General features: G+C 62.6%; 12 protein-coding genes and 1 tRNA gene. 4 read left to right on the top strand and 9 right to left on the bottom strand.

The window, feature by feature from the left end:
• Window position 1: 1 nt before the first annotated feature.
• Entirely contained in the window at window positions 2-769 is a 768-nt protein-coding gene (locus BTW08_RS11805) for an ATP-binding cassette domain-containing protein (protein WP_075562717.1), read from the bottom strand.
• Window positions 770-938: 169 nt separating this feature from the next.
• Between BTW08_RS11805 and BTW08_RS11800 the strand changes: the two genes are divergently transcribed.
• The gene (locus BTW08_RS11800; RefSeq protein ID WP_075562716.1) at window positions 939-2,198 is read left to right on the top strand and encodes a hypothetical protein; all 1,260 of its coding nucleotides are present in this window, start codon (window positions 939-941) and stop codon (window positions 2,196-2,198) included.
• The gene (locus tag BTW08_RS11795; RefSeq protein WP_075562715.1) at window positions 2,195-2,656 is read left to right on the top strand and encodes a GNAT family N-acetyltransferase; all 462 of its coding nucleotides are present in this window, start codon (window positions 2,195-2,197) and stop codon (window positions 2,654-2,656) included. The genes BTW08_RS11800 and BTW08_RS11795 overlap by 4 nt, the downstream gene beginning before the upstream one ends.
• On the opposite strand, the gene BTW08_RS11790 is transcribed toward BTW08_RS11795, so the two are convergent.
• The 8 genes from BTW08_RS11790 to BTW08_RS11755 form a co-directional block, all read right to left on the bottom strand.
• Entirely contained in the window at window positions 2,653-3,171 is a 519-nt protein-coding gene (locus tag BTW08_RS11790; protein WP_075562872.1) for an RNA polymerase sigma factor, read from the bottom strand. The genes BTW08_RS11795 and BTW08_RS11790 overlap by 4 nt on opposite strands.
• A gap of 144 nt (window positions 3,172-3,315) precedes the next feature.
• Window positions 3,316-5,865: a GNAT family N-acetyltransferase gene (locus tag BTW08_RS11785; protein ID WP_075562714.1), complete on the bottom strand. Its 2,550-nt coding sequence runs from the start codon at window positions 5,863-5,865 to the stop codon at window positions 3,316-3,318.
• 65 nt (window positions 5,866-5,930) lie between these two features.
• Entirely contained in the window at window positions 5,931-7,253 is a 1,323-nt protein-coding gene (locus BTW08_RS11780; protein ID WP_075562713.1) for a lysine N(6)-hydroxylase/L-ornithine N(5)-oxygenase family protein, read from the bottom strand.
• Entirely contained in the window at window positions 7,247-8,815 is a 1,569-nt protein-coding gene (locus tag BTW08_RS11775; RefSeq protein WP_083627837.1) for an aspartate aminotransferase family protein, read from the bottom strand. Before BTW08_RS11775 ends, BTW08_RS11780 begins: the two co-directional genes overlap by 7 nt.
• 239 nt (window positions 8,816-9,054) lie before the next feature.
• Window positions 9,055-11,214: a TonB-dependent siderophore receptor gene (locus tag BTW08_RS11770; RefSeq protein WP_075562712.1), complete on the bottom strand. Its 2,160-nt coding sequence runs from the start codon at window positions 11,212-11,214 to the stop codon at window positions 9,055-9,057.
• Between the two features lie 297 nt (window positions 11,215-11,511).
• Window positions 11,512-12,408, bottom strand: a complete 897-nt coding sequence (gene lpxO, locus BTW08_RS11765) for a lipid A hydroxylase LpxO (protein WP_075562711.1) — start codon at window positions 12,406-12,408, stop codon at window positions 11,512-11,514.
• A 79-nt stretch (window positions 12,409-12,487) separates the two neighbouring features.
• Complete coding sequence (locus BTW08_RS11760; RefSeq protein ID WP_075562710.1) at window positions 12,488-13,231, bottom strand: 4'-phosphopantetheinyl transferase superfamily protein; 744 nt, start codon at window positions 13,229-13,231, stop codon at window positions 12,488-12,490.
• Window positions 13,232-13,234: 3 nt separating this feature from the next.
• Window positions 13,235-13,843, bottom strand: coding sequence for a hypothetical protein (locus BTW08_RS11755; RefSeq protein ID WP_246837720.1), 609 nt, complete (start codon window positions 13,841-13,843; stop codon window positions 13,235-13,237).
• 84 nt (window positions 13,844-13,927) lie between these two features.
• Here BTW08_RS11755 and BTW08_RS11750 point away from each other — a divergent pair.
• Both BTW08_RS11750 and BTW08_RS19450 read left to right on the top strand, forming a co-directional pair.
• Window positions 13,928-14,004, top strand: a tRNA-Ile gene (locus BTW08_RS11750).
• A 443-nt stretch (window positions 14,005-14,447) separates the two neighbouring features.
• On the top strand, window positions 14,448-14,579 hold the full coding sequence (locus BTW08_RS19450; RefSeq protein ID WP_281492010.1) for a hypothetical protein: 132 nt from the start codon (window positions 14,448-14,450) through the stop codon (window positions 14,577-14,579).
• The last annotated feature ends 5 nt before the right edge of the window (window positions 14,580-14,584 follow it).

The following is a 14,584-nucleotide window of genomic DNA, read 5'->3' as shown; positions in this document are numbered from 1 at the left end:
GTTACTGCAGCACCGCGATGGGGCAGGCGTCGGCGGGGTGGGTCATCACCCGCATGGGGATGCCGTAGATGGCTTCGAGATTGATGTCGTTCATCATGCTGGCCGGTGCGCCCTCGGCGAGGAGCTTGCCGCTGTGCAGCGCGACCAGATGATCGCAGTAGCGCGCCGCCATGTTGACGTCATGAAGCACAATGACGACGCCGAGGCCCAGCTCGCGGCACAGCTTGCGCACCAGCGCCAGCACTTCGACCTGATGGGCGATATCGAGTGCCGCCAGCGGCTCATCGAGCAGCAGATAGCGGCTACCCTGAGCCAGCAACATCGCCAGCCACACCCGCTGGCGCTCGCCGCCGGAGAGCGTATCGACCAGGCGGTCGGCGAAGGGTTCGGTGTGGGTCAGGGCGATGGCGCGTTCGATCTGCTGGTGATCGTGGCGGTTGAGGCGCCCGAGCAGGCCGTGCCAGGGATAGCGGCCGAAGCCAATCAGCTCGCGGCAGGTCAGATTCTCGGCGCTGGGTAGATGTTGTGGCAGATAGGCGACATGGCGGGCAAACTCGCGCGGTTTCCACTGCGATAGCGGCCGGCCATCGAGCTGGATGCCACCGTGGCTGACCGCCTGCTGCTGCGCGAGCAGCTTGAGCAGCGTCGACTTGCCGGAACCGTTGTGACCGATCAGGCCGTAAATCTGGCCTTCACCGAAGGTAAAATCGATAGACGAGAGCAGCGTCTTGCCCGCGATCTCGAAGCTCGCCGATTGGACTTCGAACATGGCTGGGGCAACCTCGCGATGAGTGATAGGTCACAGATGGAAGGCAATCCTAATTCAAATACGAACGGTTATCAAAGACAGTTGTCGTCGTTTATCGTCTGGCAGCGTCCGTCGACTGCCGAATATCCCTGTCCCTGGAGCGCGAACCCATGATAAGGAGCGCGAACCCATGAAAGTCTGGTTGTCGATATTGCTGTTCGCGCTCGTCGCCGGGGGCGTGCTGACCGCCGTCGCTTCGCATGAACCGTTCGAGCCGCGGATGGTGCGACTGGAAACCCAGCGCGCGCTGCCGTCGCTGGCGGACGGGCTGGCCGAGGAATCACCCGCCATCAACGCGCTCTTCCTGAACTACGCCGATGATCCGGCGCTCTGGACCAGCGCCTGGTTGGCGATCCGCAATCATGGTGACCTGGCCCGCGAAGCGTTGCTCGATTATGGACTCGATCCGGAATTTCAAAAGGTACTGGTGCGATTCGGCGCGGACGCGGTGTTGCCGGTGATCTATTACCGCGATCACGACATCGCCACGCTGCGCGCTCAGCACTGGCTGGGAACCCGCTATCGTCAGGCCAGCGAGCAGCTCGACCGCTGGTGGGGCGAGGACGATGAATCCGACGAGGCTGGCGATTCCCGTGGCGCGGCCGACCCGACCGAGAACTTGACTGAGAACCCGGCCGAGAACCCGACTCAGGCGGAAACCGGAAAGGGCTCGGCGTCGACGACGTTGACACCTACCCGCCGCGGCCAGGTCGCCATCGCGATTCTCGCCGCCAAAGGTCACGCCTTTCTGCAGCAATTCGTGGTGACGCCGGATAACGACGTGAGCTGGCTGCAGGGCGAGCGCGTGGTCAGCGACATCGGCGATTTCTTTACCAGTGGCTTGCGCGATCTGGAGAGCCAGTGGCGCCGCGGCGAAGCGATCGGCGTTGCGGATATCGGCTGGGCCGGTGTCGACCTGCTGGTGATGACCAGTGCGATCAAGGTGCTGCGGGCCGGCCGGGCGGTGCGAGCCGGCGCCGCTGTGGAGGGGCAGGGCGCGCGGGCCGCCGGACGCGGCGTACTGGCCGGGGGCGGTCGCTTCGTCAGCCTGTCGCGGGCGGCCAAGATCGCCGCGGTCACCGGCACGGCTTACGTGGTCGTGCGTCATCCCAGCCTCGTCAGCGCGCTGGGGGCCAACGCCGCGCGGTGGCTGGGCTGGCCGGTGTGGCTGAGTCAGTTCCTGATCTGGGTCGTGGTGCTGTTGCCGCTGTTGATCGTCGTCCGTTTCGTCTATCGCTGGTTGCTGGCACCGCTGCTGTGGCTGTTGGTACCGTTGCTGAAGGCGAGCTCGAGAACGCCTCGCTGGTTGATGAAAAGGCAGCGGTCGCGGCGTGATGGCACGCTGACCGCTCGACCGCAAAATGACTTCCGAACGGATCCCACGCTATGAAAGATGCCTGTCATGATGACATCGCTTATCGGCTGATTTTCGAGCCGCCAACGACCGACACCTACATGCGGCTGCGCCGCGAGGCCGGCATGAACCCGCGCAGTGCTGCCGGCGCTGCGCTGGGTTTACCCAAGAGCCTGTTTGCCGTGCAGGTCGTTCACGTGGGCGAGAATGAGGGCGAGCACGAGAGCGAAACGGTAGGCATGGGGCGCGTCGTCGGTGACGGCGGCTGCTTCTATCAGGTAGTGGATATTGCCGTGAAGCCGGCCCATCAGGGTCGCGGCCTGGGCAAGCGGATCATGGGCGAGATTCGCGCCTATATTCTGCGCGAGGCGCCGGAAAATGCCTTCGTCAGCCTGCTGGCGGATGGCGAAGCGCATCGGCTGTACGCTCAGTTCGATTTCAAGCCAACGAATGCCGTCGGTATGGCCTGGTATCCCCAGCCGAGCAACGATTAAACGTCAGGCCACGAGGCGATATTCAGACTGTCGAGCTCAGCCTGACAACGCGTCATTGCCTGAGCGATATAGCGCCCGGCCATGCGTTCGGAAACACCGAGCCGCTGGCCGATCTCGCGCTGGGTCATGCCTTCCAGTCGGTGCCAGATCAGCGCCTGACGCAGCCGTTCCGGCAGTTCGCCCAGCGTTCGCGTGAGTTGATGGACGCACTGCTGCTGGCAGGCGTCGGTTTCCGGGCAGGCGCGCGGACAGACCAGAACCGGTTCCAGCGCCTCGATGGCGATCAGATCGGGCATCTGGCGACGGCGATGATCGATCAGCAGGTTGCGGGCGATACGAAACAGATAGGCGCGTGGGTTGTCGAGCGCGCTTCGCGAGGGAGCGTTGAGCAGGCGAAGATAGACCTCGTGGCACAGGTCGGCGGCCTGATCGCGGGAATCCAGCTGGCGGCTGAGGAAGCCCAGCAGCTCGCGATGATGCTGACGGTAGAGAGATTCGAACATTGCTTCGCGCATGTCGGCGGCCCTGAGGGCGAAACGAAAAAGTGCCGCGATCATGGCAAAAATGAGAATCATTAGCAATAAGGCATGCCTGCAACAAGTCGCAGGCCGGGCGCCTCTTGGGCGCCCGGTGGTGAAGTTTTTCGCGTAGCGGCTGGCTCAGTTCGTCGTCAGCGTCCTGGTCTTTCCCGCCTCCTGATTTTCACCGCCCTGGTTTTCACCGCCTTTCGTCGGCCGATAGGCGGCGATGGGATTGATTAGCAAGCCGGCGAACTGCAGGTTCTTGGACGGATCGGCGAGATCGATCATCTGGCGGTTGTCGCGCAGCTGCAGGCGATTGAGGCACGACAGCGTGAACTCGGGCGCGAACAGATCGAAGCGCGCGAACTTGTCGCCGAATTGCGGATACCGCTGCTGGTAATCGATCACGCAGGACGCGACCAACTGCCAGAAATCGTCCTCCTCGAGCTGGTTCGACGCCACCAGGAACTCGGCGAGGAAGCGGAAGAAGCAGTCGAACAGGTCGGTGAAGATCGACAGGATCTTCAGGTGCTCCGGCACCTCCACCGCAATGCGCCGGGCCGCTTCCGGCAGCGACTGGCCATTGTCGAAGATGCCGGTTTCTTCGCCAATATCCTTGAGAATCGCGCCGACCGGCACATGGTCTTCCAGCTGCAGGATCAGGTTCTCGCCGTGGGGCATGAACACCAGATCGTGGGCGAAGAAACAATGCAATAGCGGTGTCATGTAGGCCGCCAGATAACGCTCGATCCATTTGCGTGCGCCAATGCCTGAAGCGTCGATCAGCGCCGGTAGCAGCGCATCGCCATCGGCGTCCCGATGCAGCAGCGCGGCCATGGTCATCAGCCGCCGGTGAGGCGCGATTCGGGTATAGGGGCTCTCCCGCCACAGGCACGCCAGCATCTTCTGATACGGACTTTGCTTGTCGGTAGCGGCCTCGAAACCGGCGTGGTGATAGCCCAGCGTGGCGACTTCACGCAGCACGCTGAACCCCTGGGCCTGGAGTTCGGTGTCACCACTGACCAGGTTTTCGACCCAGGCATTGATGGCCGGGGTGCCCTTCATGTAGTGCGGCGACAGCCCACGCATGAAGCCCATGTTGAGGATCGACAACGCGAACTTGACGTAGCGGCGCCGGGGTTGCGAGACGTTGAACCAGGTTCGGATCGACTGCTGGGCGCGGTAGTCGTCGTCCGCTTCGCCGAGCATTACCAGACGCTGCTCGGCGATCTCGCCGGCAAAGGTAATCGCCAGCTTGTGGCGCCACTGCCACGGGTGAACCGGCATCAAGAAGTAATCCACCGGATCGAGATCGAGCGCGCTAAGTCGAGCCTCGAAGCGCTGGCGAACCAAGGCGTCCAGCTCGTCGTCGATCAGCGTTTCGACATCGAGGCCCTCGATGGCGCTGTACTCCGTGCAGTGGCGCGCGGCGGCCAACCACAGCGGCCGAATCGCGGCGCCGGCTTCCGGCGCGTAGCGGTGATAGTCATCGACATCGAAGCCGATCCTGCCACTATTGGCGACGAAACAGGGGTGGCCCTCGCTCATCGCCGTCTCGAGGGTCTGGAAGTCGGCCAGCGCGAGTTCGGCGGCCGGTGGTACGTCACGGCCGAACTTGTAAGCCATGCCGGCCAAGGTGCTGGCGATCTCTTCCAGATAGGTCGGCAGATTATCGGGGGCGATGTTCAGCCGCTCCCGGCATTCGAGCAGAAACTGCGCCACGTCCAGCGCTTGCGGTGCGCCGTCGCGGGTCTTGATCAGTGACGCCCTGTCGATCCACCAGTGATCCAGCGCCATCCGGCGCGCGCGGAAACGGTAGCGGGTGCCGTCGCTATCGGTGGTGAGGCCGTAATCAGCCCAGCCGTTGGCGTCGATGTCGGTTTCTGCTGTCGGCTGCAGCAGTCGTTCATGGGCGAACTCGCTGATCGCTTTGCCCAGCAGGTCGCGATTGACGCGCTGCCAGCGATCGGGCCTTAGATGGGCGCTGGCTTCGCCCGTTGCCGTGTCGCGGCGCCGCGAGGCGTGCAGCGACTCGAACCGCTCGCGAGTGCAGAACCCCAGATGGGCGGTCTTCTCGCCCAACGAAATCTCGCGCTCGTAGACGAAGCCGGCACGACGATTGAGCGGGTGGATCCTGTCGTTGGTGACGTCCGGCTCGACGACGATGCGGCGTGTCCCTGGATCGCTGAACAGGAAGGCGACGACGGTGTCGATTACCGCCTGGCTGAAACCGTGAATCGACGGGCTGGCGGGGTCCTTCGGCGCGACCAGAAAGTGCATGCCCCGGTCACCGGGTTGGACGGCGTATTGCTCGCCGACCGGATCGTGACGGGGATCGTAGCACTCGACCAGGAACGCCGGCTGGCCGTCGTGGAGGCCGATGAACGCCTGGGCGCCGTCGCTCTGATCCATTTCGCGATAGAACGCCACGACCTGATCGCGGGTATCGCGGCTCATGCCCCAGAAGCGGGCGGTTTCCCGGCTGACCCATTCGAAGACGAGGTCGATATCGCGGCCGAGGTCGAGGGGACGCAGGGCGAGGGTGCCGATGCCCGGCCAGTGGCGACGGAAACGTTCATCGGGCGAATAGAGGCTGCTGGACGACGTGGCCTGCGTCTCGAGATCAGTCACGCTACCTATCGCGTTGGTGATCCTTTCGGCGGGCAGCCGACTCTGAGGGTGATTCATGATTCTCTCCTGGCGGAAATCGGAATTGGAAATCGGGCATGTCGAATCGAGGCGCACGGTGGCGGTCATGCCGTCGCCCGCTGCGGCTGGAATACGCGATCGTCGGGCGCGCCGAAGTCCTGGAAGGTGAAGCCGCGCTCCACCGGATAGACCTCGCGTCCGGCGAGCTCACGGATGATGCAGGCGTTGCGGTAGCAGGCCATGCCGAGATCCGGCGCGACCAGGCCGTGAGTATGCAGTTCGGCGTTCTGGACGAAGATGTCGTCCTCGGCCGTGATGCTGTAGTAGCGGCCGACCGCGTAGCGCCCGGCGGCGTCGCGCTGAATCCGCTCCTCGATCGGGGCGAGGAAGGCGGGTGTCTGCGCCGCGTAGCCGGTGGCCAGGATCACGCCCTCCGTCTGGTGTTCGAAGCGCTGGTCCTGCTCCGTGTGGGTGAAAGTCAGGTCGAAGCGGCGATGGGCGGCATCGAAGCGGCAACTCTCGAGCTGGGCGCAGGTCAGCAGGTGGGTATCCACGCGGCCCCGCAGGCTCTTGGTGTAGAGACGGTCGTAGATGGTGTTGATGAGCTCGAGGTTGATGCCTTTGTAGAGCCCCTTTTGCTGGCGCATCAGCTCGTTGCGCGTCGGCTCGGGCAGGGCGTGGAAGTAGTCGATGTAGTCCGGCGAGGTCATCTCGAGCGTCAGCTTGCCGTACTCCAGCGGAAAGAAGCGTGGCGAGCGGGTGACCCAGCTCAGGGTGTAGTCGTGGGTGTCGATCTCCTCGAGCAGGTCGAGATAGATCTCCGCCGCGCTCTGCCCGCTGCCGACGATAGTGATCGCTGACTTCGCCTGCAGCGCCGCCTTGTTGTCGAGATAGCGCGAGGAGTGCACCACGCGCTCGGCCACCGGCTGGCAGCATTCCGGAATCGTCGGCTCGTTGCCGGTGCCCAGCACCAGCCGGCGGGCGCGATAGATGCGATTCTCGTTTTTTCGAGTATCCCGGCAGCGGATGCGATAGCACTGCTCGGCGTCGTCGTAGGTGATGCTCTGGACATCGCGGTTGAAGCGCAGCGACTCGAGCTGCGTGGTGACCCATTGGCAGTACTGGTTGTACTCACTGCGCAGCAGGAAGAAGTCCTCGCGGATGTAGAAATTGTAGAGCCGGCCCTGGGATTTCAGATAGTTGAGGAAGCTGAAGCGGCTGGTGGGGTCGGCCAGCGTGACCAGATCGGCCATGAACGGCGTCTGCAGCGTGGCGTCCTCGAGCAGCAGCCCGGGGTGCCAGTCGAAGCTGGAACGACGCTCGAGAAACAGGCCGTCGAGATCGTCGACGGGATCGGTCAGGCAGGCAAGGCCGAGATTGAACGGCCCCAGGCCGACGGCGATGAAGTCGTAGATGCGGCTCAGCATGATGGCGTGCTCCAGACGATTGGCGGACGCGACGACGAGACCAGGGCTTCACCGACCTGGACGATGTCCGAGACCAGGGCCATCAGATCCTCGACCCGGATCATGGGGTTGAGCAGTGTGAACTTGAGGTAGAAACGTCCGGCGACCCGCGTGCCGGCGACGACTGCCTCGCCCCGGCGCGATAGCGTCTGGCGGATTTGCTGATTGAGCGTGTCGATATCGCCTTCGTCGTCCACGCCGTCCGGGTGGTAACGAAACACCAGCGTGCTCAGCGCCGGCGCCATCAGCACGTCGATATCGTCGATGTCGCGCATGGATCGATAGGTGGCGCGTGCCACTTCGATGACGTCGTCGAGATAGCCACCCAGGCGATCGGCTCCCATCGTGCGAAGGGTCATCCACAGCTTCAGAGCGTCGAAGCGCCGGGTCGTCTGCAGGCTCTTGTTGACCAGATCCGGCGTGCCGTCCTCCGCCTGATCGCGGGGGTTGAGGTAGTCGGCGTGATAGGTGATATGGCGCAGCTGGCGGCGATCGCGAACCAGGCAGGCGCTGCAGCTCACCGGCTGAAAGAAGGTCTTGTGGTAGTCGACGCTGACCGAGTCCGCCTGCTCGATCCCGGCGAGCCAGTGCCGATGGCGCCGCGACAGCAGCAGCCCGCCGCCATAGGCGGCATCCACGTGCAGCCAGATGCCACGCTGGTGGCAGAGCTCGGCGATCGTCGGGATCGGGTCGATGCTGCCGAAGTCCGTGGTGCCCGCGGTGGCGACGATCGCGAACGGGATCAGGCCTTTGTCGTCGCACTCTTTCAGGGTGGCCTGAAGCGCGTCGATATCCATGCGTTTGTCGTTATCGCTGGGCACGGCGATCACGGCATCGTAGCCGAGCCCCAATAATGCGGCTGCCTTCTGCACGCTGAAGTGGCTGACCTCGGAGGTGAGGATGCGCAGCTGGCGATAGTTCCCCGGAAGTCCGTGATGGCGGTTGCCGGCGTGGCCGGGCATCGCTTCACAGGCGCTGTCGCGAGCGATGCTCAGAGCCATCAGGTTGGACTGGGTGCCGCCGCTGGTGAACACGCCATCGGCATTCTCGCCGAGCCCGATACGCGCCGCGGTCCAGTCGATCAGCTTCTGCTCGATCAGCGTGGCGCCAGCGCTCTGGTCCCAGGTTTCCACCGCCGTGTTGAGCGGCGTGGCAATCGCCTCGGCCAGGATCGATGGCAGCGTGATCGGGCAGTTGAGGTGCGCGACATAGCGTGGATGGTGGAAGTGGACGGCGTGATCGAGATAGAGCCGCTGGACCTCCTCGAGGCTGGCATCGAGATCGTTCAGGGGCCGGTCGAGATCGATCGCCTCGAACGCCGGCTGCAGTTCGTGCGGGGCAACGCCGCTGCAGGGGCCCTGCGCCTGGCTCAGCGTGCGTTGGACCCGCTCCATGCATTGCTGCATGCCGCTGCGGTAGGCCTCCAGCGACTGCTCGCCGAACAGATTCAGGGCTTCAGGCGAGCCTGGCGGACGGGACCGATGCAAGGGGATGGGCGTGGCGAATTCCATGTCATGTCGCATGACGTTTCTCCTGATTGCCTTACTGGCGCCTTTTTTGCGAACCGTTTTTTGCAGACAAAGGCGTAGCCGATGCGACGCCGGGAGCGCGCATAACGAGAGAGAGCGAAACGGTGAGTGATGCGGTGTCGATGAGTGCCGGCCGCTTCCTGCAGCCGGCGATCGATCAGCCCGGGACGTTCTAGAACGGCCCGTGCTGGAACGGGCTGTGTTAGAACGGGCTGTGCTGGAACGGATAAACGCTAGAACTGATAGGAAACGGTGGCGGTGACATTCCGCTCCGCCCCGAAATAGCAGTATTCGAGCGAGTTACACGAGGCGACGTACTCCTTGTCGAGCAGGTTGCCCACGTTGACCCGAGCGCTGACGCCTTTTAGCCCGACCTGGCTCAGGTCGTAGCCCACGGCGGCATCCACCAGGGTGTAGTCGGGGACTTTCTCGGTATTGGCCCGGTCGGCGTAGATATCGCCGTAGTACCGCACGCCGACGCCGACATCCAGCCCCTCGAGAGCGCCGTTGTCGAAGGCTCCGTTCTTGAAGACATAATGACCCCAGAGACTGGCCTGATGGCGCGGCGCATAGATGGCGTGGTTACCCTGCTCGCCGGGCACGTCGCTTTTCTCGTAGGTGATATCGGTATAGCTGTAGCCGGCCTGCAGGCGGAAGTTGTCGGTCAGGTAGGTGCGCGACTGCAGCTCGACGCCCTGAGACTGGATCTCGCCCACGGAACGATAGTCGTCGGTCGGCTGCTCCTTGGTCGCCACGTTTTCCTGATTGATCCGGAACAGCGACAAGGTGTAGAGATCGCGGCTTTCCGGCGGCTGATACTTGAGCCCGGTCTCCCACTGTTCGCCTTCCATCGGTTCCAGCAGATCGCCGTTACCGTCGACGAAACTGGTCGGGGTGAAAGCGGTGTTGTAACTCAGGTAGGGCGCGATCCCGTTATCGAAGCGATAGAGCACGCCGGCACGGCCGCTGAACTGGGTGTCGTCGAGGGTGCTTTCGGTATCGTTCAGATGGTCGGTGTTCTTGATATCGACCCAGTCGTAGCGACCGCCGAGGGTCAGACGCCAGCGATCGATCGCCATCTGGTCCTGCAGGTAGATGCCGGTCTGGGTCAGCTCATGGCGCTCGTCGTTGGTGACTCCAATCTCCCCGATCGGGTCGGCGCCGTAGCTGGGGTTGAAGGCGTCGATGCTGGGGAATGCGCCGGCGGTCCATTCCACATCGTTCTTGCGCTTCTGATAGTCCACGCCGACCAGCACGGTGTGATCGATGAAGCCGCTCTTGAGCTTCGCCTCCACCTGATTGTCGACGGTCCAGGCGTCGAGGGATTCGCGGCCGCCCGAGTAATAGCGGTTCAGTTCGTTAGACTCGGGAGAGACCCAGCCGAAGCCGTAAACCTGGTTCAGTTCGACGTCCGAATTCAGATAGCGCAATTTCTGACGCCCGGTGACGTTGTCGCTGAAGCGGTGCTCGAGGTCATAGCCGAACATGCGCTGTGTGCGCTCGAACTTATCGTAGTCGTCTTCGCCATCGAAGAAATCATTGCCGATGTGGCGGCCGTTATGGCTGCTGACGGCTCCCTCGTAGGGCACGCCGGAGTGGTAACCGCCTTCCGGGTCCTTCTGCAGGTAGGCCATGAAGGTGACGGACGTGTCATCGGTTGCGTCCCAGGTGATCGACGGCGCGATGGCGTAGCGCTCTTCCTCGATCGGCCCGAACTGGGTATCGCTCTTGCTGCCGATCCCGACCAGACGATAAGCGACGCGGCTCTCGTCGTCCAGCGGCCCGGAAAAGTCGAATGCGGCGCTTCGCTGGCTGTTGGTCCCGGTGCTGAAGCGCAGCTCGTTACGATCCTCGAACAGCGGCTTCTTGCTGGTCAACGCCACCAGGCCGCCGGGTGATGAGCGGCCATAGAGGACCGACGCCGGCCCTTTGACGATCTCGACGTTATCCAGAAACCACGGATCGATCACCATCGAGCTGTAGCCGTTGGCGTCACCCATCACCTTGAGCCCGTCGAGATAGGTGTTACTCAGGCTGCCGTCGGAGAAGCCCCGCATGACCAGATAGTCATAGCGGTTCGAGGCCCCGACCTGATTGGTGTAGACCCCGGGCGTGTACTGCGCGGCTTCACGCAGCGTACGAACGCCACGTTCGTCCATTTCCTCGCGATCGACATTGGAGACGGTCTGCGGGGTTTCGACGACGGGTGTCTCGGTCTTGGTGGCGGCAGACTGTCCGGTCACCGTGACGGTATCGAGAGAGGTACTGCTGGCCGCCGCGCCGCCGGATGCCGAGGTGGATGCCGTATCGTCACCCGTCTGCTGGGCCCAGACCGGGAACGACAGGCAAGCGCAGGCCAGTGCACTTACCGGGTAACGCAGAACATGATGCATGAATGACAGACTCCCCTTGAATGAAACTCGTTCTTATCCATGGACGTTGCCCAGAAGAAGACGAAGAGGAGTCGAATTCCTGAACCGAAATGACAATTATTTTCAATAAGCGGCGTCGGACGGTACACAATCGGCTGAGAGGCGGCGATGATCCGCCGAAGCGGGAAGCGGGAAGCGGGAAGCGGGAAGCGGGAAGCGGGAAGCGGGAAGCGGAAAGCGGGAAGCGGAAAGCGGAAGGCAGAGAGAGGGAAGAAGGAAACGGAAAGCGGCGGGCCATGAGCGGTCCGCCGGGTTCGTCTACCAGGCGATGATCGCAATGATGACCAACGCGAACAACGTCCACTTGATCGCGTAGTAGAGCGGCTTGTTGCGCTTTTTCAGCGCCTTGCCCTGTCGGCGTACGGCATAGATGTACTTGAAGGCGCGATTCAATCCGCCGGTGCGGTCGCTGTCGTCATTGGGCGAGCTGGCGGCGGCCATCACCGTGCGGCCGAAGAAATGGTTGAGGCTGCGCGCCCAGCCATACTTCATCGGCCGTTCGATGTCGCAGAACAGAATGATGCGATTCTGATCCGACCCGTTCTCGGCGCGGTGTAGATAGGTCTCGTCGAACATCACCGCCTCGCCGTCGCGCCAGCTGTACTTCTCGCCATCGACATCGATATAGCAGCGGTCGTCGTTGGGCGTGATCAAGCCCAGGTGATAGCGCAGCGAGCCGGCGTAGGGATCGCGGTGCAAGGTCAGATGGCTGCCTGCCGGCAGCTCGGCGAACATCGCCGCCTTGACGTTGGGGATGCCGGCCAGCAGCTGCGTGGTCCGCGGGCAGAGCTGCTCGGCCGAGGCATGACTTTCGCCGTACCACTTCAGATAGAAGCGCTTCCAGCCGCGGCGGAAGAACGAATTGAAACCGGCATCGTCGTAGCGCGACGAAGCCTTGATATGATCCTGCAGCGCCATCGCCTCGTCGCGGATCGTCTCCCAGTTGCCGGTCAGCCGTTCGAGTTCCGGATAGCTCGCCAGATCGTGATAAGGGCGATCCCTGTCGCGGCCGAACAACGTCATTAGCGCATTGATCGGCGCCATGAAGGTGGAATGGTCGGAGGCCTGGCGCAGCGGCTTGTGGCGTACGCGACCGCGGTAGTGGGTATAAAGCACACTAGCGAGGAAGAGCAGTATGAGAATCCATTTGATCATAGGGGGAATGTTCCAGGAGCTAGCCATTCGCGATCGCGGTTGATGCAATCGCATGTCGCGCAAATGATTTGTTGGCTTACTATTTTCCCTGAATCATGATCAGCGTCAACAGATACTCATCGATAGCCGTGACGTGGCCGGATAAATGGCTACCCGCCGGCCACTGTGACGACAACGTCTTGAGCAGTTCGAGGGTGACCGAGCCCTCGCGAGCGTCCCAGGCGATCAGCCGGGCGTCCGGAAAGTAGAAGCGCCGACGCACCAGCGGATAGAGCGCCTTGAACAGGCTCTCCTTGAGCGAGAACACCAGCGTCACGAACTCCCCCTGTCTTTCGGCGGGTAACCGCTCGAACCAGGCCTGTTCCGATCCCACCAGAATCTGTGGCGCCAGACGCCGGGCGCGCTCGTTGCTCATCACGACCTCGGCATCCAGCCCGACGCCGTGAAAGTCTGGCCGCCTGGCGACGACCGCTGCTGCCAGACCTCGGCTATGGGTGATCGAGCCGACGGTATCGGCGGGCCAGTCGGGAAGCTGTTCGGCGTCCTGCGCGGGTGTCGATGGAAAACCCGTCAGCGCACCGATGGCGTGCCGAGCGGCAAGGCGCCCACCCACGAACTCCGCCCGCCGTTTGGCGGCGGCGGTTTTCAGGCGCTCGGGCGTCGGGAGATCCCAGGCATCGAGATCGGTTTCACATAAGGCGTGGGTGTCGAAGCGAAGGGCGCTAAAGCAAGCTTCGGGAAATGCGAGTTGCCAGGGCCACTCGCTCCTGGGCGAGTGGCAGCCGAATGGCAACGTTTCGAACGGCGGTCTGACTTCAGACATCGATCAACGATCGACCAGCACGGCGTTGAGCTCCACCGGCACGTCATCGCCGATCTGCTGATAACCCATCAACGACAGGATCGAACGCACGTTCTGGTTCTTCATCAGTTCCTTGCCATCCAGCGAGACCGGCTCGGCATTGCGTACGCGCACCACATCAGCCGACTCGCGGGTGAAGCGCACCGGCAATTTTTCCTGGCGCTGCTCGCCGTTGGAGTCCGTGCGCAGGGTCAGTATCTCGACCGTCGACTGACCGACCTTCAGCGAATTGATCCGCTCCGGCGGCAATTGCGTGACCACCGTCACCAGCGTGGTGTTGGTCAACGACGACATCCACGGCGGCAGCTCGCCCAGCCGATCGAGCACGTCCGTCTGATTGAGTCGCACGGGCAGCTTCAGTGTACCGTCCGCGCTGATCTGGCCTTCCATGCGGCGCAGCGAGTGCTCGTGGGTAATTGACTCGCCGTCGCTGGTGATCTCCGTCACCGTCGCCGTCACCCGAGACTGATTGGGGTCGAGCTGCCATGCGGCCTGGGCCAGGCCGCAAAATGTCACCAGGCCCGCAGCCAAGCTGATACCGGCAATCCGGCGAATGATCGTGTTCGATGACATCGTGTCCTCCCTGGACGTTCATGACCTTCAACAGCGGCTGGCCTGTGCCGGCCGCTTTGGTTATCATACGGCTCCCGCGTTTCAGGGCCTATAGCTCAGTTGGTTAGAGCAGGGGACTCATAATCCCTTGGTCGTAGGTTCAAGTCCTACTGGGCCCACCACAACATCCCGGATACTGGTTTTCCTCCCACCCATTTTTTGGTTGGGGTCTGCATCCAAACTATCTACCTTTCTAGCTCGTCGTCTTCGTTCTCTCGAACCTAAGGTTGGCGCGATGCTGCCCGTGCAGGCGAAGGGCGTGCAGGGCCGATCTCTTGGGCAACGCCCGGCCGGTTCGGTTCAGCGCTGACGAGGCAGTGCTACTCTGAGGTTGATGGCCGACCTGATCGATGAGGGAAGATCTAGGATCAAGGGATTATGAGTCCCCTGCGCTAACGCATAGATCGGAGACCACCCCTGCCAACGCTAGCATCCGCCGCACGACGTCCCGTTCAAGCTTTTGCTCCTCTCCACATGCCGCAAGGCGCGGCAGCGTGCATAATCGTTACATTCACTTTTGATAAATCATGGCCAAGCCATTGAGGGAAGGGGACAACACAGGGACATGTTGGTCTACAACGCCACCAAGCAGCAGTTCATCGATGATGTGCGCGCCAATGTCATCACCGACACCATCAATAACGAGGTGGCTCGTCGGCTGAATCGCAACTCGCCCCGTAACGAGATGTTGTCCTGAGAAAA

The sequence above is a fragment of the Salinicola sp. MH3R3-1 genome (assembly GCF_001937155.1).
GTDB classification, from domain to species: domain Bacteria; phylum Pseudomonadota; class Gammaproteobacteria; order Pseudomonadales; family Halomonadaceae; genus Salinicola; species Salinicola halophyticus.
This window is presented reverse-complemented; position numbering and strand designations above follow the sequence as displayed.